Origin of the sequence: Granulicoccus phenolivorans DSM 17626 = NBRC 107789 = JCM 15570, from assembly GCF_000423085.1 — a bacterium.
GTDB classification, from domain to species: Bacteria; Actinomycetota; Actinomycetes; order Propionibacteriales; family Propionibacteriaceae; genus Granulicoccus; species Granulicoccus phenolivorans.
On sequence record NZ_AUHH01000001.1, the window covers coordinates 36760 to 62187 of the forward strand.

The 25428-nt window shown below is 70.6% G+C and carries 22 protein-coding genes; 7 read left to right on the forward strand and 15 right to left on the reverse strand.

Annotated elements, in window-relative coordinates:
• Window positions 1-8: 8 nt before the first annotated feature.
• The 4 genes from G531_RS0100235 to G531_RS0100250 all read right to left on the reverse strand — a co-directional run bounded on the left by G531_RS0100235 (window position 9) and on the right by G531_RS0100250 (window position 5832).
• On the reverse strand, window positions 9-1403 hold the full coding sequence (locus G531_RS0100235; RefSeq protein ID WP_026925710.1) for a DUF5719 family protein: 1395 nt from the start codon (window positions 1401-1403) through the stop codon (window positions 9-11).
• On the reverse strand, window positions 1400-4600 hold the full coding sequence (locus G531_RS0100240) for a glycosyltransferase (protein WP_026925711.1): 3201 nt from the start codon (window positions 4598-4600) through the stop codon (window positions 1400-1402). The genes G531_RS0100235 and G531_RS0100240 overlap by 4 nt, the downstream gene beginning before the upstream one ends.
• A 135-nt stretch (window positions 4601-4735) precedes the next feature.
• Window positions 4736-4990, reverse strand: a complete 255-nt coding sequence (locus G531_RS0100245) for a WhiB family transcriptional regulator (RefSeq protein ID WP_428829744.1) — start codon at window positions 4988-4990, stop codon at window positions 4736-4738.
• Between the two features lie 167 nt (window positions 4991-5157).
• Window positions 5158-5832 (reverse strand): hypothetical protein, encoded by a 675-nt coding sequence (locus G531_RS0100250; protein ID WP_026925713.1) that lies wholly within the window; start codon window positions 5830-5832, stop codon window positions 5158-5160.
• 105 nt (window positions 5833-5937) lie between these two features.
• Here G531_RS0100250 and cofD point away from each other — a divergent pair, with 105 nt between their 5' ends.
• Both cofD and cofE read left to right on the forward strand, forming a co-directional pair.
• Window positions 5938-6936, forward strand: coding sequence for a 2-phospho-L-lactate transferase (cofD, locus tag G531_RS0100255; RefSeq protein ID WP_026925714.1), 999 nt, complete (start codon window positions 5938-5940; stop codon window positions 6934-6936).
• Window positions 6933-7781, forward strand: coding sequence for a coenzyme F420-0:L-glutamate ligase (cofE, locus tag G531_RS19355; RefSeq protein WP_051214816.1), 849 nt, complete (start codon window positions 6933-6935; stop codon window positions 7779-7781). Before cofD ends, cofE begins: the two co-directional genes overlap by 4 nt.
• Window position 7782: 1 nt before the next feature.
• Here the strand turns inward: cofE and G531_RS0100265 are convergent, their stop codons facing one another.
• Window positions 7783-8877, reverse strand: coding sequence for a mannose-1-phosphate guanylyltransferase (locus G531_RS0100265; protein WP_026925715.1), 1095 nt, complete (start codon window positions 8875-8877; stop codon window positions 7783-7785).
• A gap of 53 nt (window positions 8878-8930) precedes the next feature.
• On the opposite strand from G531_RS0100265, the gene G531_RS19360 reads away from it, so the two are divergent.
• Both G531_RS19360 and G531_RS0100275 read left to right on the forward strand, forming a co-directional pair.
• Window positions 8931-9617: a TIGR03089 family protein gene (locus G531_RS19360; protein WP_162143125.1), complete on the forward strand. Its 687-nt coding sequence runs from the start codon at window positions 8931-8933 to the stop codon at window positions 9615-9617.
• Window positions 9614-10666 (forward strand): glycosyltransferase family 2 protein, encoded by a 1053-nt coding sequence (locus G531_RS0100275; RefSeq protein ID WP_026925716.1) that lies wholly within the window; start codon window positions 9614-9616, stop codon window positions 10664-10666. Before G531_RS19360 ends, G531_RS0100275 begins: the two co-directional genes overlap by 4 nt.
• Before the next feature lie 17 nt (window positions 10667-10683).
• On the opposite strand, the gene G531_RS0100280 is transcribed toward G531_RS0100275, so the two are convergent.
• The gene (locus tag G531_RS0100280) at window positions 10684-12093 is read right to left on the reverse strand and encodes an LCP family protein (RefSeq protein WP_026925717.1); all 1410 of its coding nucleotides are present in this window, start codon (window positions 12091-12093) and stop codon (window positions 10684-10686) included.
• A 165-nt stretch (window positions 12094-12258) separates the two neighbouring features.
• On the opposite strand from G531_RS0100280, the gene G531_RS0100285 reads away from it, so the two are divergent.
• Entirely contained in the window at window positions 12259-13479 is a 1221-nt protein-coding gene (locus G531_RS0100285) for an LCP family protein (RefSeq protein WP_051214818.1), read from the forward strand.
• Window positions 13480-13498: 19 nt separating this feature from the next.
• Here G531_RS0100285 and G531_RS0100290 read toward each other — a convergent pair whose 3' ends face one another.
• The 6 genes from G531_RS0100290 to G531_RS0100315 all read right to left on the reverse strand — a co-directional run bounded on the left by G531_RS0100290 (window position 13499) and on the right by G531_RS0100315 (window position 19308).
• Entirely contained in the window at window positions 13499-14653 is a 1155-nt protein-coding gene (locus G531_RS0100290) for an acyl-CoA dehydrogenase family protein (protein WP_373277316.1), read from the reverse strand.
• A gap of 83 nt (window positions 14654-14736) precedes the next feature.
• A complete protein-coding gene (locus tag G531_RS0100295; protein ID WP_035756590.1) occupies window positions 14737-16044 on the reverse strand; it encodes an FAD-dependent oxidoreductase in 1308 nt (435 codons plus the stop codon).
• A 52-nt stretch (window positions 16045-16096) separates the two neighbouring features.
• A complete protein-coding gene (gene purE / locus G531_RS0100300; protein WP_035756592.1) occupies window positions 16097-16594 on the reverse strand; it encodes a 5-(carboxyamino)imidazole ribonucleotide mutase in 498 nt (165 codons plus the stop codon).
• Window positions 16584-17690 carry a 5-(carboxyamino)imidazole ribonucleotide synthase gene (locus G531_RS0100305; RefSeq protein ID WP_051214875.1) on the reverse strand — a complete coding sequence of 369 codons (1107 nt, stop codon included), beginning with the start codon at window positions 17688-17690 and terminating at the stop codon, window positions 16584-16586. Before G531_RS0100305 ends, purE begins: the two co-directional genes overlap by 11 nt.
• A gap of 87 nt (window positions 17691-17777) precedes the next feature.
• Window positions 17778-18254, reverse strand: a complete 477-nt coding sequence (locus G531_RS0100310; protein WP_245630500.1) for a GtrA family protein — start codon at window positions 18252-18254, stop codon at window positions 17778-17780.
• 25 nt (window positions 18255-18279) lie between these two features.
• Complete coding sequence (locus G531_RS0100315; protein WP_051214819.1) at window positions 18280-19308, reverse strand: peptidoglycan-binding protein; 1029 nt, start codon at window positions 19306-19308, stop codon at window positions 18280-18282.
• A gap of 158 nt (window positions 19309-19466) precedes the next feature.
• Here G531_RS0100315 and G531_RS0100320 point away from each other — a divergent pair, with 158 nt between their 5' ends.
• The gene (locus tag G531_RS0100320; RefSeq protein ID WP_026925725.1) at window positions 19467-20687 is read left to right on the forward strand and encodes an amidohydrolase family protein; all 1221 of its coding nucleotides are present in this window, start codon (window positions 19467-19469) and stop codon (window positions 20685-20687) included.
• Window positions 20688-20706: 19 nt separating this feature from the next.
• Here G531_RS0100320 and G531_RS0100325 read toward each other — a convergent pair whose 3' ends face one another.
• Together G531_RS0100325 and G531_RS0100330 are read right to left on the reverse strand one after the other, a co-directional pair.
• Entirely contained in the window at window positions 20707-22425 is a 1719-nt protein-coding gene (locus G531_RS0100325) for an MFS transporter (protein WP_026925726.1), read from the reverse strand.
• 2 nt (window positions 22426-22427) lie between these two features.
• On the reverse strand, window positions 22428-23648 hold the full coding sequence (locus G531_RS0100330; RefSeq protein WP_026925727.1) for an amidohydrolase: 1221 nt from the start codon (window positions 23646-23648) through the stop codon (window positions 22428-22430).
• 107 nt (window positions 23649-23755) lie between these two features.
• Between G531_RS0100330 and G531_RS0100335 the strand changes: the two genes are divergently transcribed.
• On the forward strand, window positions 23756-24595 hold the full coding sequence (locus tag G531_RS0100335; RefSeq protein WP_026925728.1) for a DUF1684 domain-containing protein: 840 nt from the start codon (window positions 23756-23758) through the stop codon (window positions 24593-24595).
• A 3-nt stretch (window positions 24596-24598) separates the two neighbouring features.
• Here the strand turns inward: G531_RS0100335 and G531_RS0100340 are convergent, their stop codons facing one another.
• The gene (locus tag G531_RS0100340; protein ID WP_026925729.1) at window positions 24599-25393 is read right to left on the reverse strand and encodes a biotin--[acetyl-CoA-carboxylase] ligase; all 795 of its coding nucleotides are present in this window, start codon (window positions 25391-25393) and stop codon (window positions 24599-24601) included.
• Window positions 25394-25428: the final 35 nt, after the last annotated feature.

Sequence of the window (25428 nt, forward strand, 5' to 3'; positions counted from 1 at the left end):
TCGCCGACTCATCGGGCCACCCCCGGATCGTGCTGCGGCGCGCTCGCGCCGGACGCGCCGGCCGGCACGGTCAGCCCGGTGCTGGCCAGGCCCGGTCCGTTGGTGCTGCGCAGCACGACGCCCCCGTAGAGACCGGTCAGTTGGCCGGCGTCGACCAGGACCGCGGAGCCGGTCCCCGGGATCGACCAGGTGGCGGTGCCATGGGCGGGGACCTCCACATCGGCGCGGCCGACCTCCCCGGACTCGTCGAAGGCGGTGACCGGCACCACGGCGGTGGTATCGGCGGTGTTGCTGAGTTGCAGCGTCCCGGCGACCCCGTCGGCGGTCCCGATCGCGGCGACCGCGCGTCCCTGCAGCGGGTCGGCGGCGGCGGTGAAGGCGACGTCGTCGGCGGAGACCGCGCGGACCGAGGCGATGACCGGCTGGTCGGTGGTGATCCGGACGGCGGCGGCCGCCTCCTTGAGCCCGGCATCCAGGCGGATCGTGGCGGTGGAGCGGGCGTTCACGTCGAGCTGGTCGGCGTCGGCGGGAGCGACGGTCCCGTCGGCGGTGATGATCTCCACCCGCGCGGTGGTACGCCGCTCCCCCGGATTCGCGACCACGAGTTCGCGTTCGCCGGTCCCACCGGGGACCGCGGGGATGACCTGGCTGGTCCGGGGCAGCGTGGCGGGGGCCAGCCAGTCGGTGCCGGTGGCGGCGGTCCGGTCACTGGTGCGCTGGCGGACCACCGCGGCGACACGGCCGATGCTGGTGGTCAGGTGGACCGAGGTCGGGGTGTCACTGGTGAACAGTGACTCGACCGCGACCACCCGGGACGACTTCGCGTCGACGGTGATGCCCCGGCCACCGGGCGCGGCCCGTTCGCCGTCGGCCCCGAAGAACTGCAGATCGACGGTGGCCTGGGCGCTGTCGGGATTGATCAGTTCGATCTCGCTGCGGGCGTTCTCGGAGCTGTAGACGCCGGCGAACCAGGCCTCGGTGCTCGGTGTCAGGCAGCGGCTGACCGACAGGCCGCGGTCCAGCGCGGTGCGGCTACGGGCCAGTACGGCGGCACCGAACTCCGCGGAGCGGGCGCCGTCGGCCCGGACCTGGACCGGGGACTCGTTGCCGGGGCGGTGCACCAGGGCGCCCGCCGGGACCGGATCGGCCTGGGTTTCGCTGATCCGGCGGGCGGACAGGTCGCCCGGGACGGCGGCATCGGGGGCAGCCAGGGCGACGGTGCTCTCGGCCCGGTCGGTCGGCAGGGCGGGGCACAGCAGGTTGGCCTGCCCCTCGGTGCTGACCCGGTCGGCCGCGGCGGGCCGCTGGACCGGCAGAATCAGGGCGGCGACGACCAGGAAGCCGACCACGGCCACCGCGATCGCGACCGTGGCGTAGCGGGTGAGGGGGCTGATCCGGTTCATCGTCGGCCTCCTTCGGCGACGCGCCGGCCGACCGGCGCAGGTTCCTGGTCCTGTCGGCGCAGGGCGGGGGCGGCGAGTACGCAGACCACCACCAGACCGATCAGTTGGCCGGCGATCAGCCAGGGCCGCACCGGCGTACTGATCCCGTACTCCAGCCGGCCCGCGCCGGGGGGAATCTCGACGGTGCTGATCGCGCCGGCGGTGCGGACCGGGAGGACGTCGCCGTCGAAACTGACCCGCAGCCGCGGATCGGCCGGCTGATGCAGGACGAGTTGTCGGGACTGGGTGGCGACCGGCAGGTCGAGGTGCCCCTGCGGGGGTTGCGGCGTCTCCTGATCACCGACCCGGAGCACGACCCGGCCGGTGCTGCCCGGCACGGTCCACAACACCCGGTCGCCCTCGATCGCGGTCCCAGGGCCCAGGCCGGGGGTGTTCTGGATCCGGGCCCGCTGGTCGATATCGGCGCCGTGCACCCACAGATGGCCGATCTGCAGCGCGGTCAGGTCCCCGGCGAGAGTGTCGTCGGCGGTCCCGGCGAGCAGCCGGGTGACCAGGTTCGCGGTATCGCGAGGCAGGCTCGCCGAGCCCCCGAAGGCCAGTCCGCGGTCGGCGTCGCCGAGCCGGTTGCCGGCGCCGTCGAGCAGTTCCCAGCGGGCCGGTTCGCCGGTCAGGTCGATCGCCAGCGTCCGGGTGTACGCCGGGGCGGCCATCGCGTTGCGCACATAGGGCGGCAGGGCGTCGGACTGGGTCCGGGTCAACGGCGCCGTGCCGTGGGCCACCCACCAACCGGTCGCGCCGACGACCCCGCCCAGCAGCACCACGGCGGCGGCCAGGGACAGGATCCGGCGCGAGGCCGCCCGCCCGGGCACGCCGAGGGAGTCGGCGGCCACGGCGATCGCGAACACCAGGGCGCCGAAGGCGAGCAGCAGCCAGGTCAACACCTCCGGACGCACCCGCGTCCCCGCGGGCAGGGCGGTCGCCAGCAGGCCGGACGTGCCGACGGCGAAGACGAGCGCCACCACCGCGGTGAACCAGGCCCCCAGCACCAGCGGACCGCGCGGCTGCAGCGCGAGCGCGGCCAGGGCCGCCAGCCAGCACAGCCCGGCCAGGGCGATGCTGAGCCACAGCGGCGGCAGCCCCTCCCCCGGCGAGCGACCGACCAGCAGCGCCACCGCGGCCCCGGCGTCCGGTCGGCCGATCCCGGCATCGGGTCCCAGCGCGATCCGGCTGAACCCGTTCAGCAGGCTGGGCCACCACGGTGCCAGCAGCACCACCGGTACGCCGAGGGCGACCGCGGCCCGCTGGATCAGCGCCTTCTCCCGGACCAGCAGGCAGCCAAGCACCGCCAGCAGCACCGCGGCGACCCACAGCAGCGGCAGGAAACAGGTCAGGATCGTCAGCAGCGCGCCCGCCCCCCAGGCGGCCCGCCAGGAATCGGGCCCGGTGACCCCGGCCCGGACCCGCGCGACCAGCGAGACGAGGGTGCGGATCAGCAGCGGCAGCACCACCGCAACCACGGCGACCCCGATCGCCCCTCGGTTCACCGCTCCGATCAGCGCCGGGATCAGCGCGTACGCGACCGCGGCGGCCAGCCGGACCGGCTGGCGGGTGAGCACACGCCGGCCGAGCAGGTAGGCGCTCAGGAAGGACAACGGGACGCACCCGAGCACCACCAGCGAAATCAGCCATTCGGTCTGCCCGAAAGTGAGAGTGGAGCCGAGCGCGATCCAGGCGAGCCAGGGCGGCGCGCTCAGGCCGGGGCCGCCGACGATCGGATCCAGGTACGCCGCGTACGCCGCGGCCAGACTCGGCTGGCTGGGCAGCAGCATCGCGCCGGTGAGCCGCCCCGGACCGATCACGTTGCGGGCGGTCACCAGAGCGAGCACGATCAGGGCCAGGACGACCGCGGTGAAGGGATTGATCCAGACCCGGCGCCGCGGCGGTTCGGTGGTCGCGGCGAAGTCGTCGCCGGTGAGTTCGTCGACGCTGATGTCGACGTCGTGGGCGCCGACCAGGTGTTGCCAGCGGTCGCTGATGCCGCGGCCGGCGGCATCCAGGGTGTGCGTGAGGCCGGACCAGCGGCCGGGGCGCAGGCCTTTCACCCGGGTCTCGTCGAGGCCGGCGTACCTGGCCCGCAGGGCGGCGATCTGCGGACCGCTGCGGGAGAAGCGGCGCAGCGCGCGGAGTTCGTCGGCGGCCAGGTCGGGGGCCTTGCCGAGCAGGAAACCGAGGGCCCGCAGCAGGCTGGACAGGATCAGGGTCAGCGAGGTGGCCCGGCCCCGGTGTCCGGCCACGGTGAGCATGCCGAGGTAGCGGTCGGTGGCCGCCGGTGAGCCCTCCAGCAACTGGGCGTCGCGCAGACCGACGGTCCCGGCCTGCCGGTGCACGATCAGCGCCTCGGGAGTGGTGCTGACCTTGTAGCCGGCGGCGTTCGCGGCCCAGCCGAAGGCGACGCCGTCGCGGAACAGCGGAATCTCCGGGGCCATCCCGTCGAGTTTTTCCCAGGCCGGGCGGCGGACCAGCAGACCGCAGGAATTCAGGCCGAGGACACGCTGACTGGTGTATTGCTGCTGGTTGATCTCGCCGGGCTCCAGGTGCCGGTCCACCCGGCCGGAGTCGGTGATGGTGACGCCGAGTTCGCTGATCCGGGGCGGGTCGTCGCCGCGGGTGGGCTGCAGCAGCATCGGGCCGGTGACGTCGACCTGGTCGTCGCTGACCACATGGCGCAGCAGTTCGGCCAGCGCGTCCGGGGCGACGGTGATGTCGTCGTGCAGCAGCCAGAGCCAGTTGTGTCGCGGGTCGGGGCCGCCGGGCACGTGCTGGGCGGCGATCCGGGTCGCGTCGGCGAAGCTGGTGTCGGCCGGCGCCGTGTGCACCTCGTGGAACAGGCCGCTGGCCCGCATCAGGGCAGCGGTGTCGTCGGTGGAGCCGGTGTCCACGCCGAACCAGTACGTCGGCTGCACCGTCAGGTTCCGCAGCGAGGCCAGGGCCGCGGGGAGCCAGGCCGCGCCGTTGTGCGCGACCACGATGGCGACCACGTGCTCGGTACTGACATCCACCGGCGCCCGCTCGGTGTCCCGGTGGGCCCAGGCCCAGTCCGCGGGATCGACCCGGGCCCGACCGGCCCCGGCGGCGAACAGTGTCGGGTCCTCCGGCGGCAGGTCGTGATGGGTTTCGCGCTCGTGATCGGACGCCATCTGTACCTCTGCGGCTGTGTACTTCCGGACCGTCGTGCCGCGCCGATGGCCCGCTTCGGGTGCCCGACGCTACCCGACGAGCGCCCACATCCTATCCGGGGAAAGCGAGAGGGCGCCCGAAGGCGCCCTCATCGCTCACACCGCTCGCTTCTTCAGCTTCCGGCGTTCCCGCTCGCTCAATCCGCCCCAGATGCCGAATCGTTCATCGTGCATCAGGGCGTACTCGAGGCATTCGGAGCGCACGTCACAGGACAGGCACACCTTCTTCGCCTCGCGAGTGGAGCCACCCTTCTCGGGGAAGAAAGCCTCCGGATCGGTCTGGGCGCACAGGGCGCGCTCCTGCCAACCCAGCAGGCCGTCATCTTCCTGTTCTTCGACCAGGTAGAGCATTTCCTGCATGTTTCCTCCTCGACCCGTCCACCGAACCCGCCCGTCCGGTGAACATCACTGGTGAAATTACATCCATGTGAGACCACAGAGTCAAGGTCCGGGCATGCTGAGACAGGCCACAGGAGGCCAGAAAATGTGAGGGCGCACACATAACCGGCGCCCCGGTGTCACGACTCGACCGGCGGCTCCGGCGGGGTCCAGCGGGAGGAGGTGCCCCATCCCGATTGCGGGGCCGACCGGCCCCAACTGTCGGCGGCCTGCCCCTCGGCGGCGGCCCCGGCGGTCGTCCAGACCGCCCCCGCCCGCGGGTCGTGCACCTGCACCTGCACTTCCGGCACCGCCGCTTCGGCCGGGAGTTCGGGTGCGCTCTGCGCCGGCTCCGGTTCGGGCTCCGGTCGGGGCGCGGACAGATCCTGGGCGACGTGCCACAGCCCGGCCGCGGCGGCCACCTGCACCGCGACCCGGACCAGTTCGGCCGCACCGGCGAGCAGGCCGGCCGGATCGTCGAGGCGGGCCATCGCCGCGATCACTTCGAAGATCACCTCGACCGCCGCGGTCGCGGTCAGCACCAGGGCGCCCAGGCTCACCACCACCCGGGCACGGCGGGTGGGCGTCCCCCAGGCGGCACACAGCAGCAGCACCGGCACCAGCACGGCCACCTGGGCGAGAGGAATGATCGGCAGGGACGCCAGATCGGTGAGTTGCCCCGAGGTCATCGCGTACCGGGCACCGCGCACGATGGCCACGATCGCACCGAGGGTGACCGCGACCAGCACGACCCAGGCGATCGGCTCCCGGGCCGCCCGCACCCCGGGCAGCGCCGCATCGGCGTTCGTACTCACCCCACCCACCCCCTCTTGTCGGCTGCGGGTGTCAGCCTAGAGGGCACCTCCGACAGTTTTTGTGCGGCGCGCAGAAGCATCGGCGCGGACTGATTCAATGACCCGGTGACGACCTCTGAGATTGCCCCCGCCCGGATCACCGTCCTGGCCGGTGGCGTCGGCGGCTCCCGGTTCGTCCGGGGTGTCCGCGCGGCGTGGCCGGCGGCCCGGATCGATGTGATCGGCAACACCGCCGACGACATCTCCCTGCACGGGCTGCGGATCTGCCCCGATCTGGACACGATGATGTACGCGCTGGGTGGCGGGATCGACGCCGAGAAGGGTTGGGGTCGCAATGACGAGGGCTGGCGGATCGCCGAGGAGTTCGAGGCGTACGGGATCCAGCCGCGGTGGTTCCAACTGGGCGATCGCGACATTGCCACCCACCTGGTCCGCACCGAGTTGTACAACGCCGGCTACTCCAACACCGAGATCACCCTGGCACTGCAGACCCGCTGGCTGGGCGCCGACTCCCCGGTCCGGATCCTGCCGATGACCGATGAGCGGGTGGAGACCCACATCGTGGTCGCCGACCCGGAACAGAGTTCGGGGCAGCGCGCGATGCACTTCCAGGAGTTCTGGGTCCGCTACCGGGCCGCGCTGCCGGTGATCCAGGTCGTCCAGGTCGGCATCGATCAGGCGAAGGCCACCGACGCGGTGCTGGAGTCGATCTCCACCGCCGACCTGGTGCTCATCGCGCCGAGCAATCCGGTGGTCTCGATCGGCCCGATCCTGGGCGTGAGCGGCGTCCGGGCGGCGCTGCGGGCGACCCGGGCCCCGGTGATCGGGGTGTCCGGGATCCTGGGCGGCGCCCCGGTGCTGGGGATGGCCGACAAGCTCCTGCCGGCGATCGGGGTGGCGGTGAGCGCGGCGGCGGTCGGCCGCCACTACGGTCCGCGCAACCGTCCCGGCGGCATCCTGGATCGGTGGGTGGTCGATCAGCGGGACGCCGCCGCGGTGGCCGAGCTGGCCGCCGACGGGCTGGACGCGGTCGCGGTCGACACGATGATGACCTCCCCGGAGGCGACCGCCGCCTTCCTGCACACCGCGGTGGCCGCGCGATGAACCGCTTCGAGGTGTTCGCGCCGGCCGGGATCGGCGAGATCGGGCCGGGCACCGACCTGGCCGCGGTGATCGTCGCGGCGACCGAGCTGCGGGCCGGCGACATCGTCGTGGTGACCTCGAAGGTGATCTCCAAGGCCGAGGACCGCTACATCGACTCCGCCGACAAGGAGACCGCCCGCCGGGCGGAGTCCACCCGGACCGTCGCCCGCCGCGGCGGCACGGTGATCGTGGAGCACCGGCTCGGGCTGGTCCATGCCGCGGCCGGGATCGACTCCTCGAACGTGGCCCCGGGGCGTTCCCTGCTGCTCCCGGTGGACCCCGATGCCAGCGCCCGCGCCATTCGGGCCGGGCTGCAGGAGCGCGCCGGCGTACCGCTGGGCGTGGTGGTCTCCGACACCGCGGGCCGGGCCTGGCGGGTCGGGCAGACCGACCTGGCGATCGGATCCGCCGGGGTGCTGACCGTCGATTCCCATGTCGGGCGTACCGATTCCTTCGGCAACGATCTGCGGGTCACCGAGATCGCGGTGGCCGACGAACTGGCGGCGGCCGCCGACCTGGCCAAGACCAAGCTCGGGGGTCGCCCGGTCGCGGTGATCCGCGGCCTGGCGCACCTGGTCACCGAGTCCGACGGCAGCGCCCGCAGCCTGCTGCGCCCGGCCGAGGCGGACCTGTTCCGGCTGGGTCAGCGCGAGGCGGTGCTGTCGGCGGTGCTGGCCGCGACCGGGCAGCCGCAGCGGTACGCCGAACTGGTCGACCTGGACGGTGCCGAACTGCTCGACGCGATCACCGCGTCGATCCCCGACGATGCCGCGTGGGTCCGCCGTCTGCTCGCCCCGTACGCCTGAGTCAGGCGAACTCCGGACCGACCTCATCGGCGACCTTGGCCACCAGCGCCTTGATCGATTCGGCCTGACTGACCGGACAGACCAGGGTGATGTCATCGGTGGCCACCACGACGAGATCGTGTACGCCCATCACCGCGACCAGGTGCTCCGAGGCCTTGTTCAGCACCAGGTTGTGTCCGGCGTCCAGGATCATCGTGCGACCGTCCAGGGCGTTCCCGGCCTCATCGTGCGGCAGATGTTCGGCCAGCGAGGGGAACCCGCCGACATCGAACCAGCGGATCGGCAGCCGGACCGCGACCACATGGCTGCGGGCGCCGTCGATGCGCGCCCCGCGGCCGCGGGAGACCGGCTCCATGATGGCGTAGTCGACGCTGATCTTCGGCAGCCCGCCGAACATCTGCTCGACCTTGCCGGGATCCTCGGCGATCTCGGTGACGATCCGGTAGCAGTCGGGAACCAGGTGCTCCAGTTGGGCGAGCAGGGTGCGGGCCTGCCAGACGAACATGCCGGCGTTCCACCAATAGTTCTGCGAGTCGACGTAGCGCTGGGCGGTCTCCAGATTCGGCTTCTCGACGAACTCCGCGACCCGGCACACGTTCGGATGCTCCGGCAGCGGGGCCCCGCGGCGCAGATAGCCGTAACCGGTGTGCGGACTGTTCGGCACCACCCCGAAGGTGACCAGCGCGGTCGGATCCTCCTCGGCCACGGTGAACGCCTCGCGCAGCGCGTCCTGGAAGGCGGCGGTGGGCTCCATCAGTTGGTCGGCGGTGACCATCGCCACCACGGCCTCCGGGTCCTGCTGGGCGAGCACGGCGGCGGGCCAGGCGACGGCGTTCAGCGAGTCGCGGCCCTCCGGCTCACCGAGGATCCGCTCGGCGGCGAGTTCGGGCAGTTCGGCCCGCACCGTCTCGGCGTACCGGGCGCCGGTGCAGACCCAGACCCGATCGGCGCCGACCACGTCGACCACTCGCTCGTACGCCAGCCGCAACAGGGAGGTGTCCCCCACCAGATGCAGCATCTGTTTGGGCATCCCCTGCCGGGACAACGGCCACAGTCGCTTGCCGGACCCGCCTGCCATGATCACCACGTATCGCACCCGGGAAGCGTACCGAAATGGGGTCCGGGACGGCTGCGGCCTACCATGGGGCGGTGCCGACGATCAGTGATCTTCTCTCCTCGCGGGTGCGCGCATTGCCGTCCGCGCCGCTGCTGACCTGGTTCGAGGAGCCGGCGGGGCTGCGGACCGAGCTGTCCGCGCGGACCTTCGCGAACTGGGTCGACAAGACCGCGAACCTGATCGGCGACGAACTCGAGCTGGGCGAGGGCGACCGGATCCGGCTGGAGGTGCTGACCACCCGGCCGGGGCACTGGATGAGTCTGGTCTGGGTCCAGGCGGCCTGGCGCACCGGCGTCGAGATCGTGCTGGCCGGACCGGCCGATGCCGCGGTGACCGGCCCGGAGCCGGGGGCCGCGCGGGAGATCCCGACCCTGGCCTGTTCCCTGCACCCGCTCGGGATGGGCCTGCGGGACCTGCCCGCCGGGGTGATCGATTACGCCACCGAGGTACGCCTGCAGCCCGACGCCTTCTTCGGCACGACCCCGGCGCCGACCGCCCCGGCCTGGCCGGACCCGGCGTACACCCTGACCGGGCTGACCGTGCTGACCCCCGAGGCCCGCCGGGTGCTGATCGTGCCCACCGACCCGTGGCACACCGTCCGGTCCGCGCTGGTCGAACCGCTGCTGGGCGGCGGGTCCGCGGTGCTGGTGGAGGGGACGCCCGGACCCGACCGGCTGGCCGCGATCCGGGCCGCCGAACTGGTGGAGGCAGACAAGTGAGTACGCCGAGCCGGACCTTCGAGTCCACCGACTGGCCCGCGGTGTCGCTGGTGATGCCGGTGCTGAACGAGGAGACCTATCTGCGGGCCGCGGTCGATGCGATCCTGGCCCAGGACTATCCGGGACAGACCGAGGTCGTCCTCGCGCTCGGGCCGTCCCGGGACGCGACCGACCGGGTCGCGGAGCAACTGGCCGCCGAACATCCCCAGGTCCGGCTGGTGCACAACCCGGGAGTCGACATCCCCAAGGGGATGAATCTGTGCATCAAGGCCACCCGCTACCCGATCGTGGCCCGGGTGGACGCCCATTCGGAGCTGCCGCCGGACTACCTGCGGATCGCGGTACGCACGCTGCACGAAACCGGGGCGGCCAATGTGGGCGGGCTGATGGTGGCGAAGGGCCGGACCCGGTTCCAGAGGGCGGTCGCCCGGGCGTACAACTCCAAGTACGGGTTGGGCGGCAGCGCGTACCACTCCGGCGCGACCCCGGGCCCGTGCGAGTCGGCGTACCTGGGCGTGTTCCGGCGCGACGTGCTGGCCGAGGTCGGTGGCTACGACGAGTCGATCCGCCGGGGCGAGGACTGGGAACTGAACCTGCGGATCCGCAAGGCCGGGCACATGATCTGGTTCACCCCGGAGTTGCAGACGGTCTACTGGCCGCGGGAGTCGGTGCAGAAGCTGGCGCGGCAGTTCTGGTCCACCGGGGTCTGGCGCGGCGCGCTGACCCGCTCGATGCTGCGGCAGACGCCGACCCGGTTCTTCGTGCCCGGGGCCCTGGTGGCGGCCCTGCTGCTCAGCGCGCTGGTCGGGGTGAGCGACACAGTGGGCCGGCTGCGGGGCCCGGCGGTGCTGCTGCGCGGGGCGTACCTGGGCCCGATCACCTACGGCGGCCTGCTGGCCGGGCTGGCCGCGCGCTCCCCGGGATCGCTGCTGGACCGGGTCTGCTACGTGCTGGCGATCCTCACGATGCACCTTTCCTGGGGCACCGGCTGGTGGGTCGGGATGCTGCGCGGCGGCGGCGACACCGTCGATACCTCCCGCGCCGGCTGACCGGCGCGGGCGCCGGCTCAGACCGCCTTGCAGATCTGGGCGACGTCGTCGATACCGGCGGCCTTGCCCGGTTCGGGGGTGGCGCTGGGATCCGGCGCGTTCCCGGCCGGCAGCGGCTGGTCCGTCGACTGCTCGGAGGCCTGGATGCGTTGCTTGGTGGTCTCCCGGATCACGGTGAAGTCGGGCTGCCCGGGCTGGACCAGCGGCGGGACGAAGGACAGCGAGGAAACCTTGGTCTGCTTGGCCTTCACGGCCAGGTCGACGAACTTGTCCAGTTCGGAGGTCGGTGCGTCGGTCTCGACCACGCCCTTGCCGGCCGCGGCGATGGCCTGGAAGTGGGTCATCACGGTGAGCGGGTCGAGCTGGTTCAGCATCGCGGTGATCACGCACTTCTGCCGGGCCATCCGCTCGTAGTCGGTGGAGTCGTGCCGGGAGCGGGCGAACCACAGGGCGTTGTGGCCGTCCAGCAACTGGTTCGGACCGGGCTCGATGTAGCGGTTGACCACCGTCGACCCGCCGCCGACCGGCACCCGCTTGTTCACATCGACCCGGATCCCACCCACCGAGTCGATCAGGGAGGAGAACCCGTCCAGATCGATGAGGACGTAATAGTTGATCTCCAGGCCGGTGACCCACTCCACGGCTTCCTTGGTCGCCTGGGCGCCGGGATCCTTGACCCCGGGGTACAGCTCGCGATGCTCGGAGGCCTTGGTGTAGACCGCGTTCAGCATGCACTGGTGGTTGGCACACTCGAACTTGCCCGGGTAGAGCTTCTTCATCGGCGAGTCGTCGGGGAACTGAATGTCCTCCATGTTCCGCGGCAGGCCCAGCAGCACGGTGCGACCGGTGTTGGCGTCGATGCTGGCGATGGTCATCGAGTCCGGGCGCAGCCCCTCGCGCCCGGTGCCGGCATCCCCACCGAGCAGCAGCACGTTGTAGCGGCCGGCCTTGGTCCGGGTGTCGCCCCCACCCTTGAAGACGGTGGAGAAGAAGTCGGCCTGCGCGGTCATCACGCTCGCCGAGGCGATCGATCCTCCGGTCAGCACCAGTGCCAGGACCAGGGCCACCCCGGCGAAGACGCGCCGATGGCCGGTGGTCAGCTCCAGCGGCCGGGACACCCGCCAGGCGTCGAGGGTGAGCAGTGCCGCGCCGATCCCGGCCAGAACCAGCACGATGCTCACCACGATGGTGACCGGACGCGCGGTGATCAGCGCGACGGCGGCCCCGCGGTTGACCAGGAACAGGACGGCGTACAGCAGCAGCAGTCCCCACAGCACCGCGTACACGCGGACCGCGACCCGGCCCAGGCGCTTGTTACCACTGGCCAGTTGCGCCGACCCCGGCAGCAGCAACGTCAGTGCCAATCGGCCCCATGCCCGGCGCAGATGCAACCGTTCCGTGCGGGCAGTGAGGTCACGATCGGACATGTGGCGGCCTTTCCGGGGGGAAGAACTGAAGGCGGCCACCCGTCGTCGGGGCGGCCCAGACCGGGTTCCAGTATGGTTTCGACTCCGCCGGGGTTCGGGGTTGCCACGCCGCCGTGATTGCTATCGTCCCGCATACTTGGGGGCGGAGCAGGGAAGGGATGTGGGATGGCCGGCAACCAGAATGACGACCTCGACTGGCTGTACGGGGGACGCCGCCCCGACGAGCCGGAACGTACGCATGTGAACCCGCCGCCGGCGACCGGTCGCTCCGACGATCGTCATGTCTCCTTCTCCGAATCCGATCTGTCCCAGGACACGCCGCCCCGAGGAGGCCGGCCGGGGCGTCCCGCGTCGGCTCCCCCACCGACGAACCGTCGGCCGACCCCGACCCCGGCCGCCCCCGGGCCGCGACGCCGCCCCCGGCGCCGGCGTCCGGTTCGCACCGTGCTCGCCGTGGTGGGCGTCCTCCTGCTGGCCTGGGTGATCTTCGTCATCGCCACCCCGATCTATGCCTGGACCGGCACCAACACCGTCATCGACCAACCGACCGGGGAACGGCCCCCGAACCAGCCGGGGACCACGTACCTGCTGGTCGGCTCCGACTCCCGCGCGGGCCTGTCGGCCGAGGAGCGCAAGCGGCTGGGTACCGGTGACACCGAAGGTGGGCGGACCGACACGATGATGCTGCTGTACGTGCCGCCGAGCGGGAAGCCGGCGCTGATCTCGATCCCCCGTGATTCGTACGTGGCGATCCCGGGACACGGCAAGAACAAGATCAATGCCGCCTTTGCCTTCGGCGGGCCGCAGTTGCTCACCCAGACCGTCGAGCAGGCCACCGGACTGCGGATCGACGCCTACGTCGAGCTCGGCTTCGGTGGCTTCGTCAGCGTGATCGACGCGCTGGGCGGGATCGAGATGTGCCCCAAGGATGCGATCAAGGACCACTACTCCCACCTGGACATCCCCGCCGGCTGCCAGAACATGGACGGTGCGACCGCACTCGGCTACGTCCGGATGCGGTACTCCGATCCCCTCGGTGATGTGGGCCGGATGAATCGGCAGCGGGAGATGATCGCCGCGATCGTCAAGAAGGCGGCAACCCCGATGACGGTGATCAATCCGTTCACCTGGTGGAATCTGAACACCGGGGCGGCGCAGTCGGTCCAGCGCGGGGAGACCACCGACCTGACGCACCTGATCGGCCTGGTCAGCCCGATGCTGACGATCAGCAAGGGCGACGGCTACACCATGATGGTGCCCATCGCGGACGCCAACCGGAGGACGTCGGCCGGGTCCTCAGTGATCTGGGACAACGCGAAGGCCAAGGACATGTTCGGTCAATTGGCCCGCGGTGACACCAGCAACCTGGAGCGGTTCATTCCCTGAGGTTCCGGCCGGGTCCGGTTCAGCGGTTGTCGGGCAGCCCGGCCAGCAACTGGCGGGCCATCACGATCCGCTGCACCTGGTTGGTGCCCTCATAGATCTGGGTGATCTTGGCGTCGCGCATCATCCGCTCCACCGGGTAGTCCTTGGTGTAGCCATAGCCACCCAGCAGCTGGACCGCGTTGGTGGTGACCTCCATCGCGGTGTCGGAGGCGAAGCACTTGGCCGCGGCACCGAAGTAGGTCAGGTCGGCGTCCCCGCGCTCGGAGCGGCACGCGGCGGCGTAGGTGAGCTGGCGGGCCGCCTCGATCTTCATGCCCATGTCGGCCAGCATCCACTGGATGCCCTGGTTGTCGGAGATCGGCTTGCCGAACTGCTGGCGCTGCTGGACATAGCCCAGCGCGTAGTCGAGCGCGCCCTGGGCGACCCCGAGGGCCTGCGCGGCGATGGTGACCCGGGTGTGGTCGAGCGTACGCATCGCGGTGCTCATCCCGGTACCCTCGGCGCCGATGATCCGGTCGGCCGGGATCCGGACGTTGTCGAAGTAGACCTCACGGGTCGGGGAGCCCTTGATCCCGAGCTTCTTCTCCGGCGCACCGAAGGAGACGCCGGCGTCGGCCTTCTCCACCACGAAGGCGGAGATGCCCTTGGACCGCGCGTCGGGGTCGGTCTTGGCGAACACGGTGTAGAAGTCGGCCTCACCGGCATTGGAGATCCAGCGCTTGACGCCGTTGAGGACGTAGGAGTCGCCGTCGGCCTTCGCGGTGGTCTTCATCGAGGCCACGTCGGAGCCGGCGTCCGGCTCGGACAGGCAGTACGCGAACAGGGCCTCGCCGCGGGCGAGCGGGGGCAGGTACGCCTGCTTCACCGCGTCGCCGCCGGACAGCATCAGCGGCAGCGAGCCCAGCTTGTTCACCGCCGGGATCAGCGAGGAGGACATGCAGGCCCGGGCCACCTCTTCGATGACGATGACCGTCGCCAGGGCGTCGGCCCCGACCCCGTCGTACTCCTCGGGCACGTGCGGGGCATGGAAGTCGGCGGCGCGCAGCGCGTCGTAGGAAGCCTGCGGGAAGGACGCGGTCTCATCGACCTCGGCGGCCGCCGGCGCGATCTTGTCGTCGCAGATCTGGCGGATCGTCGACCGGAACATCTCGTGGTCCTCGGTCGGGCGGTACATGTCAGCAAAAGTCCCCATGGCCCTTAGTAAAGCACCCATCACCCCGGGCGGACAGAGACCCGAAAGAAAAAGTGAATATTAGTTCACTCGGTCCCGGTCGCGAGCAGGTCGAGCCGGCTGCTGATCTTGGTACGGGCCCGACCGGCCGTCGCACCGAGCGCGATCTCGGCAGCGTCGATGCTGCTCCAGCCCTCTTCGGTGACCACCGCGACCCCGCGTTCGCGCAGCAGGCCGAGCGCGTCGCCGGAGCGCTCCCGGGCGAGCAGGGCGGGGGCGTCGGCGAGCAGCGCGGCGATGGTGTTGCGGGCATGGTGCCGGTTGACCCCGATCACCCCGGTCGCCCCACGACCGATCCAGCCGGTGACGTACTCCCCGAGCGACGGCTGCCCGTCGCGGAGCACCCGATCCTCCTCGCTGGGCACCACCGCGGCCCGCTCGTCGAACGGCAGCCCGGGCAGCGGTACGCCCAGATACCCGGCGGCCTTGAGCACCATGGCCACCTCGACCCGGCGGACCTGCTTGGTCCGGGTGTCGGTGATCTCCAGCCCGGTGACGTGATCGGTGCCGAGCACCGCGGTCGGCGTGGACCAGAAATCCAGATAGACCTGCCGCTCGGTCGGATCGACCGGACGCACCGCCAGTTCCTGCAACAGGTCGACCAGCCGGGCGAGGGTACGGTCCCCGGCGATCCGCTCCTGCTCCGCCGCGGTGAAGACCAGGTCCGCAGGGTCGACATGGACGCCGATCCCGCGGCACTGGGTGAGTTCGCGGAACTCTTTGAGACCGAACTTCACATCCAGCGGACCCCGCCGTCCGAGCAGGTGAATGGCCTGCACTGAACTGGCGTTCAGTGCCTCCAGGACGTAGCTCGGCATGTCGGTGTAGTCGAGTTCGGCGGCCGGCAGTCCGAGGATCCGGGCCACATCGACGGCGACGTTGCCCAACCCGATCACCGCGACCGCGGGATGGTCCAGGTCGACCGGCAGGCTGGTGTCGGGATAGCCGGAGTACCAGGCCACGAACTCCCGGGCCGACAGACAGCCCGGCAGGTCCTCCCCGGGGATGTTCAGCTTGCGGTCCGAGGCCGACCCGTAGGCATAGATGACCGCGTGGTAGCGCTCGCGCAGTTCGTCGACGGTGATGTCGCGGCCCACCTCCACGTTGCCCAGGAAGTGCACCTGCGGGTCATCGATGATCCCCTGGAATTTCTCCGCCAGGGATTTGATCTTCAGGTGATCCGGGGCAACGCCGTAGCGCAGCAGACCGAACGGCGTGGGCAATTGATCGATGACGTCGACGGCGTAGCCGTACTGGTCCTGGCCGGTGATCGCCTCGGCGGCGTACAGGCCGGACGGCCCGGCTCCGACGATCGCGACCTGCAGTGTCTCCATGCAGGCCCATCCTGCCACCAACGTCAATGATGCGCAGGGATACCGGGTCTGGTCAGTGACCGCGTACCTTGGCGCCCTTGGCCTCGGCCATCGCCTTCAGCTCGGCCTGGAAGTCGAGCATCTGCCGGGTCAGTTCCGGATCGCCGGCGGCCAGGATCCGGACCGCGAGCAGCCCGGCGTTGCGGGCGTTGCCGATCGCGACGGTGGCGACCGGAACCCCGGCCGGCATCTGCACGATCGACAGCAGCGAGTCCATCCCGTCGAGGTACTTCAGCGGCACCGGGACGCCGATCACCGGCAGCGGGGTCACCGCGGCGAGCATCCCGGGCAGATGGGCCGCTCCCCCGGCGCCGGCGATGATCACTTCCAGTCCGCGTTCATGCGCCCGGCGGCCGTACGCCAGCATCGCGTCGGGCATCCGGTGGGCCGACACCACATCGGCCTCGTACGCGATCCCGAACTCGGCCAGCGCCGTGGCGGCCGGTTCCATCGTGGGCCAGTCAGAGTCCGAGCCCATCACGATCCCGACCCGCGGGTTCTCATTCACCATTGGTCTGTTCCTCCACTCCCATCAGGTAATCCGCGGCATGCCGGGCGCGCCCGCGTACCTCGGTCGGGTCGTCCCCGTAGGCGACCACATGGCCGACCTTGCGCCCGGGCCGGACCTCTTTCCCGTACAGCTCCACCCGCAACCGGCGGTCCCGGGCGAAGCAGTGCAGCAGTGCCGACGGCAGGTCGTTCACGGTACCGCCGAGCACGTTGGCCATCACCACGTGGGGATCGCGCAGCCCCGGATCGCCCAGCGGCAGGTCGAGCACCGCGCGCAGGTGGTTCTCGAACTGCGAGGTGTGGGCCCCGTCGATGGTCCAGTGGCCGGTGTTGTGCGGGCGCATCGCCAGTTCGTTGACCACCAGGGAACCGTCGCGACGCTCCATCAACTCCACCGCGAGCATCCCGACCACGCCGAGTTCCTCGGCCACCCGCAGCGCCAGGTGCTGCGCCTCGACGGCGCGGTCCTCGCTCAGCCCCGGCGCCGGGGTGCGGGTCTCGGTGCAGATCCCCGCGGTCTGGATCGATTCGGAGATCGGGTAGGACACCGCCTGCCCGGACGGGGACCGGGTGACCAGGGCGCTCAGTTCCCGGGCGAAGTCGACGAACTCCTCGGCCACCAGTTGCTGGTCATAGCCGACCTCGGCGTACAGCTGGCGGGCCGCGGCGGCATCGTCGAGCTTCCACACGCCCTTGCCGTCGTACCCGCCGCGCGCGGTCTTGGCGATGATCGGCCAGCCCTGTTCCTCCCCGAAGGCGACCAGGTCGGTTTCGTCGGTGACGATCCGGTACGCCGGGCAGGGCGCGAACCCACTCAGCCGCTCCCGCATCACGGCCTTGTCCTGGGCATGCACCAGCGCCTCGGGCCCGGGGCGGACGGCGATGCCGGCATGGACCAGTTCGGTCAGCAGGTCGGTCGGCACGTGCTCGTGGTCGAAGGTGATCACATCACAGCCGGCCGCAAACGCCTTGACCGTCGCCGGGTCGGTGTAATCCCCCACGGTGACGTCGTGGAACACCTGCGCGGCGCTGACCTCGGGTCCCTCGGCGAGCACCCGGAGGGTGACCCCGAGTCGGGTCGCGGCGGCGTACATCATCCGGGCGAGCTGACCGCCCCCGATGACGCCGACGATGAAGCGGCGGGCTGGCTGCGGTGTATCGGTCACCGCAGCATCGTAATGGGGTCAGTGACTGCGGAAGATCACGTACCGCTGGATCACGAAGTTGCACGTGGTGGCCGCGCCCTGGGCGATGACGAAGGAGACCGCGCGGGCCCAGTTCTCCGGGAGATAGCCGAACAGGACCGGTCGGGTCAGCGCGTACAGGCCGACCTGGAGGATGAAGGTGAGCCCGTAGCTGGCCCAGACCATCACCAGTCGGCGGGTCGAGGGTGCCGCCCGGAAGGTCCAGCGCCGATTGATCGCGTACGCCGTGCTGGTGCCCAGGATGAACGAGACGGTCTTGGCCAGGTTGTCCGGGACGTGGCCGCCGCCGGGCCAGGGCACCAGGTTCGTCAGCAGCAGCAGGGTGCCGAAGTCGACGATGGCCGACAGCCCGCCGGTCATGACGAACCGGAACAGCTGGGTGAACAGCCCGATGTGCGGCTGTTTGTTCTGCTGCTCCGGCTCTGTCTGGTCGGCGTCCGGATCCGAGGCGTGCACCCGCACACCCTACCCGGCGCTGCGATCAGCGGTGGTATTCCCAGTGCCAGTCCTCACTGGGCACGGTGTCGTTGAAACCGTAGGTGGGGCCATTGGCGTTGAGCCACTGGTAGGTCCGGGACTGGTGCGAGCCGGCGCCGTTGCGGCGCATGTTGAGGTCCAGCGCGATGCCCCAGCCGTGATTGGAGGTGCCCGGCTTGGCGGCCAGGTTTCCGGTGCCGTTGAGGTACATGTTGTACAGCACCCGCTGGTCGGCGACGGTCCGATAGGTGGTCAGCCGATCGAGGTGGTCGACCTGCAGGTTGACCCCGAACTCCTTGCGATACGCGTTGTTCATCGCGGTGAAGTCGGGCACCGCACGGCAGCTCATCCGGTAGTCCGAGGACTTCGAGCCGGGCACCTGGCACAGCTGATTGGCCGGCACTTCCCCGTTGGGGTACTTCCCCTTCGGCTTCGGGTACCGGGTGTCGGGTCCGGGCGACTTTGTCCCGCTCGTCGGGGGCTTGCTGGGTGCCGGGGCCTTGGCGCCGAGCAGGGCACCCCAGGTGGCCGGGCCGATCACCGCGTCGGTGTCCAGGCTCCTGGCGTCCTGGAAGGCGAGGGTCGCCTGCCGGGTGGCCGGCCCGAAGGAGCCGTCGACGTCGATCCGGTGTCCGGCGGCGCGCAGCGCGGTCTGGGCGGCCTTCACCGCGTCGCCCCGGTTACCCTCGCGGACCACCTTGAGCAGCCGCGGCCACGTCTTCGGGCCGACGATCCCGTCGACCACCAGACCGTTGCGGGACTGGAAGTTCCGGACCGCCTGCTGGGTCTTCGGCCCGAAGCTGCCGTCGGCGGCGACGCCCTGGCCGCTGGCGCGCAGCAGGTACTGCAGGGTCGTCACCCGGTCCCCCTGGGCGCCGTACTTCACGACCGGGAAGATCGTGGTCTGTGCGTTGGGATCGCTGGGTGCGGCGCTGGCCTGCTCGGTGAAGACCACCGCGCCGCCCACACCGAAACTCAGTGCGGCCGCGGCGGCGACGGCCACGAGCTTCTTCTTGGTCAGAACTCTTCTCATCGGGACTCCTGTGCGGCTTTGCCGGGGGTGGGTGCTGCCACAGGAATGTTTGCAATCGCACGCGGTCAGCCGCCAGAGTTCGGGCCGTGGAACGTTCCTTCCCTGCCCCTCGAACGCGGTACTTGTGACCCGCCGACGAACGCGCGGACCATGAAGCTATGCGAGCATGGCGAGCCGCCCACGCCTTCGACGGGGAGCGGTTCTTCACCGGTGGGGTCACGGTACTGATGGAGGACGACACGATCGTCGCGGTGGAGTCCGAGGCCTTCGAGGTGCCGGCCGACTGCGAGGTCACCACGTACGCCGGGACGCTGCTGCCCGGCCTGATCGACTGCCACGTCCATCTGGTCTTCGACGGCTCCCCGAACGGGCTCGAGTTGACCGGGAGCCTGACCGACGACGAGCTGGACACCCGGATCGAAACCGCGCTGGCCGCTCAGGTCGCCGCCGGGGTGACCACGGTCCGCGATCTCGGTGATGTGCGTTACCGCACCGTGGTGGCCCGGGACCGGGCCCGACCCGGGCTGCCGCGGATCCTGGCGGCCGGTCCACCGCTGACCACGCCCGGTGGGCACTGTCATTTTCTCGGCGGGGTGATCGACGCCGACCACCCGGCCGAGCGCGCGATCGCCGAACATGCCGAGCACGGGGTGGATGTGATCAAGGTGATGGCCTCCGGTGGCATTCTGACGCCGGATTCGGATCAGTTCGGGGCCCAATTCGCCACCACCGAGCTGCGTACGCTGGTCGACCTCGCCCACGCTCGCGGGCTGAAGCTGCGCACCCATGCGCATTCGCTGCTGGGCATGGAACGGGCCGTGGCCGCCGGGGTGGACGGGATCGAGCATTTCAGCGGGCTGCGCCCCGGCGGCTCGGTGTTCCCCGAAGCTCTGCTGGCTGCGACCGCGGCGGCCAACATCAGTGTCTGCCCGACGCTGGGCACCGACCGGTCCAGGATGCCGCCCGGGATGGCGTTGCCGCCCGGCTTCGTCAAGGTCTTCGGCGAGTTGGGCCTGCCCACCGAACCCGCCGGTGCGGCTCTGTTCGACCGGTTCCTGGAACTGCGTCAGGCCGCCGTGCGCCTCGCGTACGCCGCCGGCATCCGAATCGTCTCCGGCTCGGATGCCGGAGTGGGACCGCCGAAACCGCACGGCTGCCTGCAACTGGCGGTCCAGGAACTCGCGTCGGCGATCCCGTTCGCCGACGCACTCGCCTCGGCGACGTCATGGGCGGCCGACGACTGCGGCGTCCCCGCCGGCCGGCTGCGCCCCGGCTTGTCGGCGGACCTGCTGGTCGTCGACGGCGATCTGCGGACCGACCCGACAGCACTCGGCCGGCCGACCGCGGTGCTGGTCCGCGGCCGGCCGGCCGATCAGTAGCGTGCTGCGAGGTAGCGCGTCAGCTGCGCCGCTCCGCGACCAGTTCGGCCAGGACCTTCGTGTCCAGGTCGGACAGTTCGTTGACCAGCACCTGCTTCTCCAACCGCCCCAGCTCCGCGGTCGACAGGTGCGACAGCCGATCCAGGATGGCCTGCTTCTCCTCGTCCGGGGTCAGCTGCGGCTCCGGATGCGGCGTGGTGGCGGACTTGCCGAGGTCCCGCTTGCCGCCGCCCTTGGGCACGGTGATGGTGATCGACAGGATCGCCAGCAGCAGGAAGATCAGGTTCACCCCGAGGGCCACCATCGCCGCGAGCCGCAGGTTGGCGTTGTCGGTACGCCCGGACATCTGCACCACGTTGCCCAGCAGCGAGGCACCGCCGCCGGCCAGACCGGTGAAGACCGCCAGCGAGACCGCGGCACCGATCGCACTGCCCAGCGAGGACGCCATCTTGTAGATGCCGGCACCGGATCCGGCCTGGTCGGCCGGCAGGTTGGACAGGGCGGCGTCGGTCGACGGGGTGGCGTAGAACGCCAGGCCCAGACCGAACAGGCAGTAGGCGATGATCGCCAGGATCACGTACTGCCCGATCAGCAGGTTCGTGGCCATCAGCAGCAGGCAGGCCACGATCACGATCGCGGACCCCCAGATCATCGGCTTGCGCGGCCCGAAGCGCTGCAGCAGTTTCTCCCCGACCCGGATGAAGGCGATGATGAACACCCCGTACCCGATGGTCAGCAGCCCGGCGTCCAGGGCGGTGTAGGCGCTGCCGTCGGCCTTGCGCCCGGCCAGCTGGATCAGCTGCTGGGAGACCATCAGCATGCCGATGGTGCCGTTGACCAGGAAGTTCGACAGCGTCGCCCCGGTGAAGGTGGTGTTCGCGAAGAGCTTGAAGTCGATGAACGGGTTGGCCTGCTTGCGCTCCCAGAACACGAATCCGACGTACGCCACCACCGCGACGACCGCCAGAATCAGCACGGTCGCACTGGTCCACCCGAGCGCGGAACCGAACAGCAGCACGATCATCAGGCACAGGGTGCCGAGGATGAACAGGGTCAGGCCGACGAAGTCGAACGCCTTGCGCGGGCCCTTCGCCTCGACCTTGGACTCCGGGGTCCCGAGGATCATCAAGAACGCGATCACCGAGATCACGATCGAGGCGATGAAGATGCCGCGCCAGCCGACGAAGTTGACCATGACCCCACCGAACAGGGCGGCCAGCCCCGAGCCGCCCCAGGACCCGATCGACCACATCGACACGGCGCGCTGACGTCCGGCACCGTCCCAGTAGGTCTTCACCAGGGCCATCGAGGCAGGCATGATGCAGGCCGCGGAGAAGCCCTGGATGGCCCGGCCGATCAGCAGCAGCGGCAGCGCCGCCGCGCCGGAGGCGAAGACCAGCAGCAGCGAGCCGACGATGCCCAGCACGATGCCGATCAGGGTGATCCGCACCCGGCCGATCCGGTCGGCCAGACCACCCATCAGCACGATGAACAGGCCGGAGAACAGCGCGGTGATGGAGACCGCCAGGTTCATCGAGGCGCTGTTCACCCGCGGCTGGGTGGCATTGATATCGGCCATGACGGCCGGCGCCACGGTGCCCATGGTGCCGGCGAACAGCCAGAAGGTGACCACCGCGAGGACGATGCCCCACAGCAGTCGCTCGGTGCCCTGGTAGCCGGACGGCTTCGGGCTCCCCGAGGTCGACGTCGAAGTTGTCGGCGTCTGGGTTGTGGACATGGTCAGGCGTCCTTTCCGAGATAAGCGAGCACAGCAGTAACGGCGGCCTCGGTACCGGTCCGCAGCGTGGGCTGCATCGCGGGGGCGAAACCGGGATTGTGGTTGGGCAGCGGCGTCTGGTCGGGAGTGAAGCCGCCGAAGCCCCAGTAGGCGTACTTGACGCCGAACGCGTCGGGAATGATCGAGAAGTCCTCCGAAGCGGTCACCCGGTCCATCGCGTCCACCCGATCGGCCCCGAAGTGCGCCTGGAACGCGGCGGTCACCTTGGCGGTCTGGTCGGGGTCGTTGTCGGTCAGCGGGTACTCGTCGTACACCTCGAGGGTCGGCTCGGCCGGCGTGTTGGACGCCTGGCACTCGGCCCGGACGATCCGCTCGATCGAGGCCAGGATCTTGGCCTTGATGCCCTCGTCGTACGCCCGGACGTTGATCAGCAGCGTCGCGCTCCCGGGAATGACATTGGCCTTCGTGCCCGCCTGGAGCGAACCGACGGTGACCACACCGAAGTCGTTCGGGGACAGTTCCCGCGACACGATCCCCTGCAGCCGGGTGACGATCGAGGCGGCCAGCACGACCGGGTCGACACCCAGGTGCGGCATCGAACCGTGCGAACCCTTGCCGGTCAGCACCACCTTGACCGAGGCGGCCGCCGACAGCATCGGGCCGGCGTGGGTGCCGACATGGCCGGCCTGATCGGTCAGCACGTGCTGGCCCAGGGCGATGTCGATCGGGCCGACCTTCTCGACCAGTCCGTCGGCGACCATGGAGCGCGCGCCCTCGGCGGTCTCCTCACCGGGCTGGAACAGGGCGACATAGGTCCCGGCCCACAGCCCCTTGTTGCCCGCCAGCAGTTCGGCGGCGCCGAGGCCGGCGGTGATGTGCATGTCGTGCCCGCAGGCGTGCATCACCGGGGTGGTGACCCCGGCCCGGTCGGCCATCGTCTTGGTGGAGGCGTACGGCAGCCCGGTGGTCTCCTCCACCGGCAGCGCGTCGATGTCGGCCCGGAACAGTGCCGTGGGCCCCTCGCCGTTGCGCAGGATGCCGACGACGCCGCCGCCGATCTGCTGTACGTCGTAGCCGAAGGACTCCAGGCGCCGGGTGATCTCGGCAGCCGTCTCGGTTTCCTGCATCGAAAGTTCGGGATTGCGGTGGAGCTGGACGTAGAGCTCCTCCTGCCACGCAGTGGTCTTGTCGAGGCCCTGCAGGACCTGATCGAGAGCAGTCACACTTTCCTCCTCAAAGACGTTCCTTCTGTGATCGTAGGCCCGTCGTCTGCAGGGCGGGGGCGGGGCTGGTGAACAGCCGGCGAACTCATGACGGCACACTGGAGGCCATGAGTGAGACCCCGCTGATGCAGGCCCCGCCCGAGTGGCTCCAGTTCCGGCGCGACCGGGACGCCCAATTGACCGAACCGTACGGCTGGCTGACCATCAGCAGCTTCCATTGGGTACCCGAAGGGCCGGCCGCGCTGCCCGGGCTGCCGGGGTGGTGGTCGCTGGAGGGTCCGAATGCCGTGGTGGCGGCCAATGCCGAGGACGGCTGGTTCGTGGTTCCCGAGGACGGCGGTCCGGTCAGTACCCAGCCGCTGATGGGCCAGTCCCGCCGCACGGTCGGGGAGAAGGCCCGGGTCCCGTGGCTGCGCCGCCAGGTGAGCGGAATCACCCGCGAGGTCGAACTGCTGCGCCGCTCGGACCGGCTGGCCATCCGGGAACGGGCGGAGACCTCGCGCGAACGCGAGACCTTCGCGGGAGTGGCGACGTACCCCTATGACCCGGCGCTGGTGGTCCGGGCGCAGTTCACCCCGCACGCCGAGGACGCGACCGTACAGGTCGCCACGCACCGCCCGGAGCTCAAGCAGACCCTGCGCTCGGTCGGCGAGGTCACCTTCGACCTGTTGGGCCGCCCGCAGCGGCTGGTGGTCACCGCGATCAAGTACGGCTGGAGCATCGAGTTCCACGATCCGACCAACGGGGACGAAACGCCCGCCTGGCGGCAGATCAAGATCGACGAGCCGGGCCGCGACGGGACCATCACCATCGACTTCAACAACACGATCCTGATGTGGTTCGCCTTCACCGATCACGCCACCTGCCCCGCGCCGGTCGACGCGAACACCCTCACTGTCCCGGTCCGCGGCGGGGAGCGGGCGGTGAATCCGCCCCGGACGCTGTAGCGGTCAGCCCGCGGGCCGCAGGTGGAACACGTCGCCGGCGGCGTACGCCCGCACGTCGCCGGTCTCGCGGATCCGGACCAGCAGTTGCCCGGATTCGTCGACCCCCACCCCGGTGCCGTGGACCTGCTCGGTCTCGGTGAGCTGGACCCGGACCTGTTGCCCGATCGTGCCGCAGCGGGCGGCGTACGCCCGGTCCAGCGCCGGATCGTGGCGGGCCCACTGCAGATAGTGGGTCTCCCAGTGCCGCAGCACCGCGACGGCGAGGTCGGCCGGGGACACCTGAGCCCCGTGCAGCGCCAGCGAGGTCGCGGTCGGGACCGGGAGTTGGTCGGCGGTCAGCGCGACGTTGATGCCCAGGCCCATCACGAACATCGGCCCGTCGGGGGTGGTCACCACCTCGCCGAGCATGCCGCAGATCTTGGCTCCGTCGAGCAGGACGTCATTGGGCCATTTCAGCGTCACCGCCAGGCTGCTGACCTCCGCGACCGCGTCGGCGACCGCGAGCCCGCTGAGCAGCGGCAGCCAGGTCCAGCGGGGGAAGTCCGCCTCGGGCCGCACCAGCACCGACATCGCCAGCGCGGCTCCCGGCGGGGTGACCCAGACCCGGTCGAAGCGGCCCCGACCGGCGGTCTGGTGGTCGGTGACCAGCACCGTGCCGGGGCCGGCGGTCCCGGCCCGGGCCCGGGCGGCCAGTTCGAGGTTGGTGGAGCCGATCTCGGGCAGCACCTCGATCTTCGACCACAATCCGCCGCCCGCCGCGGCGAGGGCATGCTCGGTCAGCGCAGTGCGGGCAGTCACGCCCTCGAGCCTAGCCGGAACTTTGGGACTTGGGA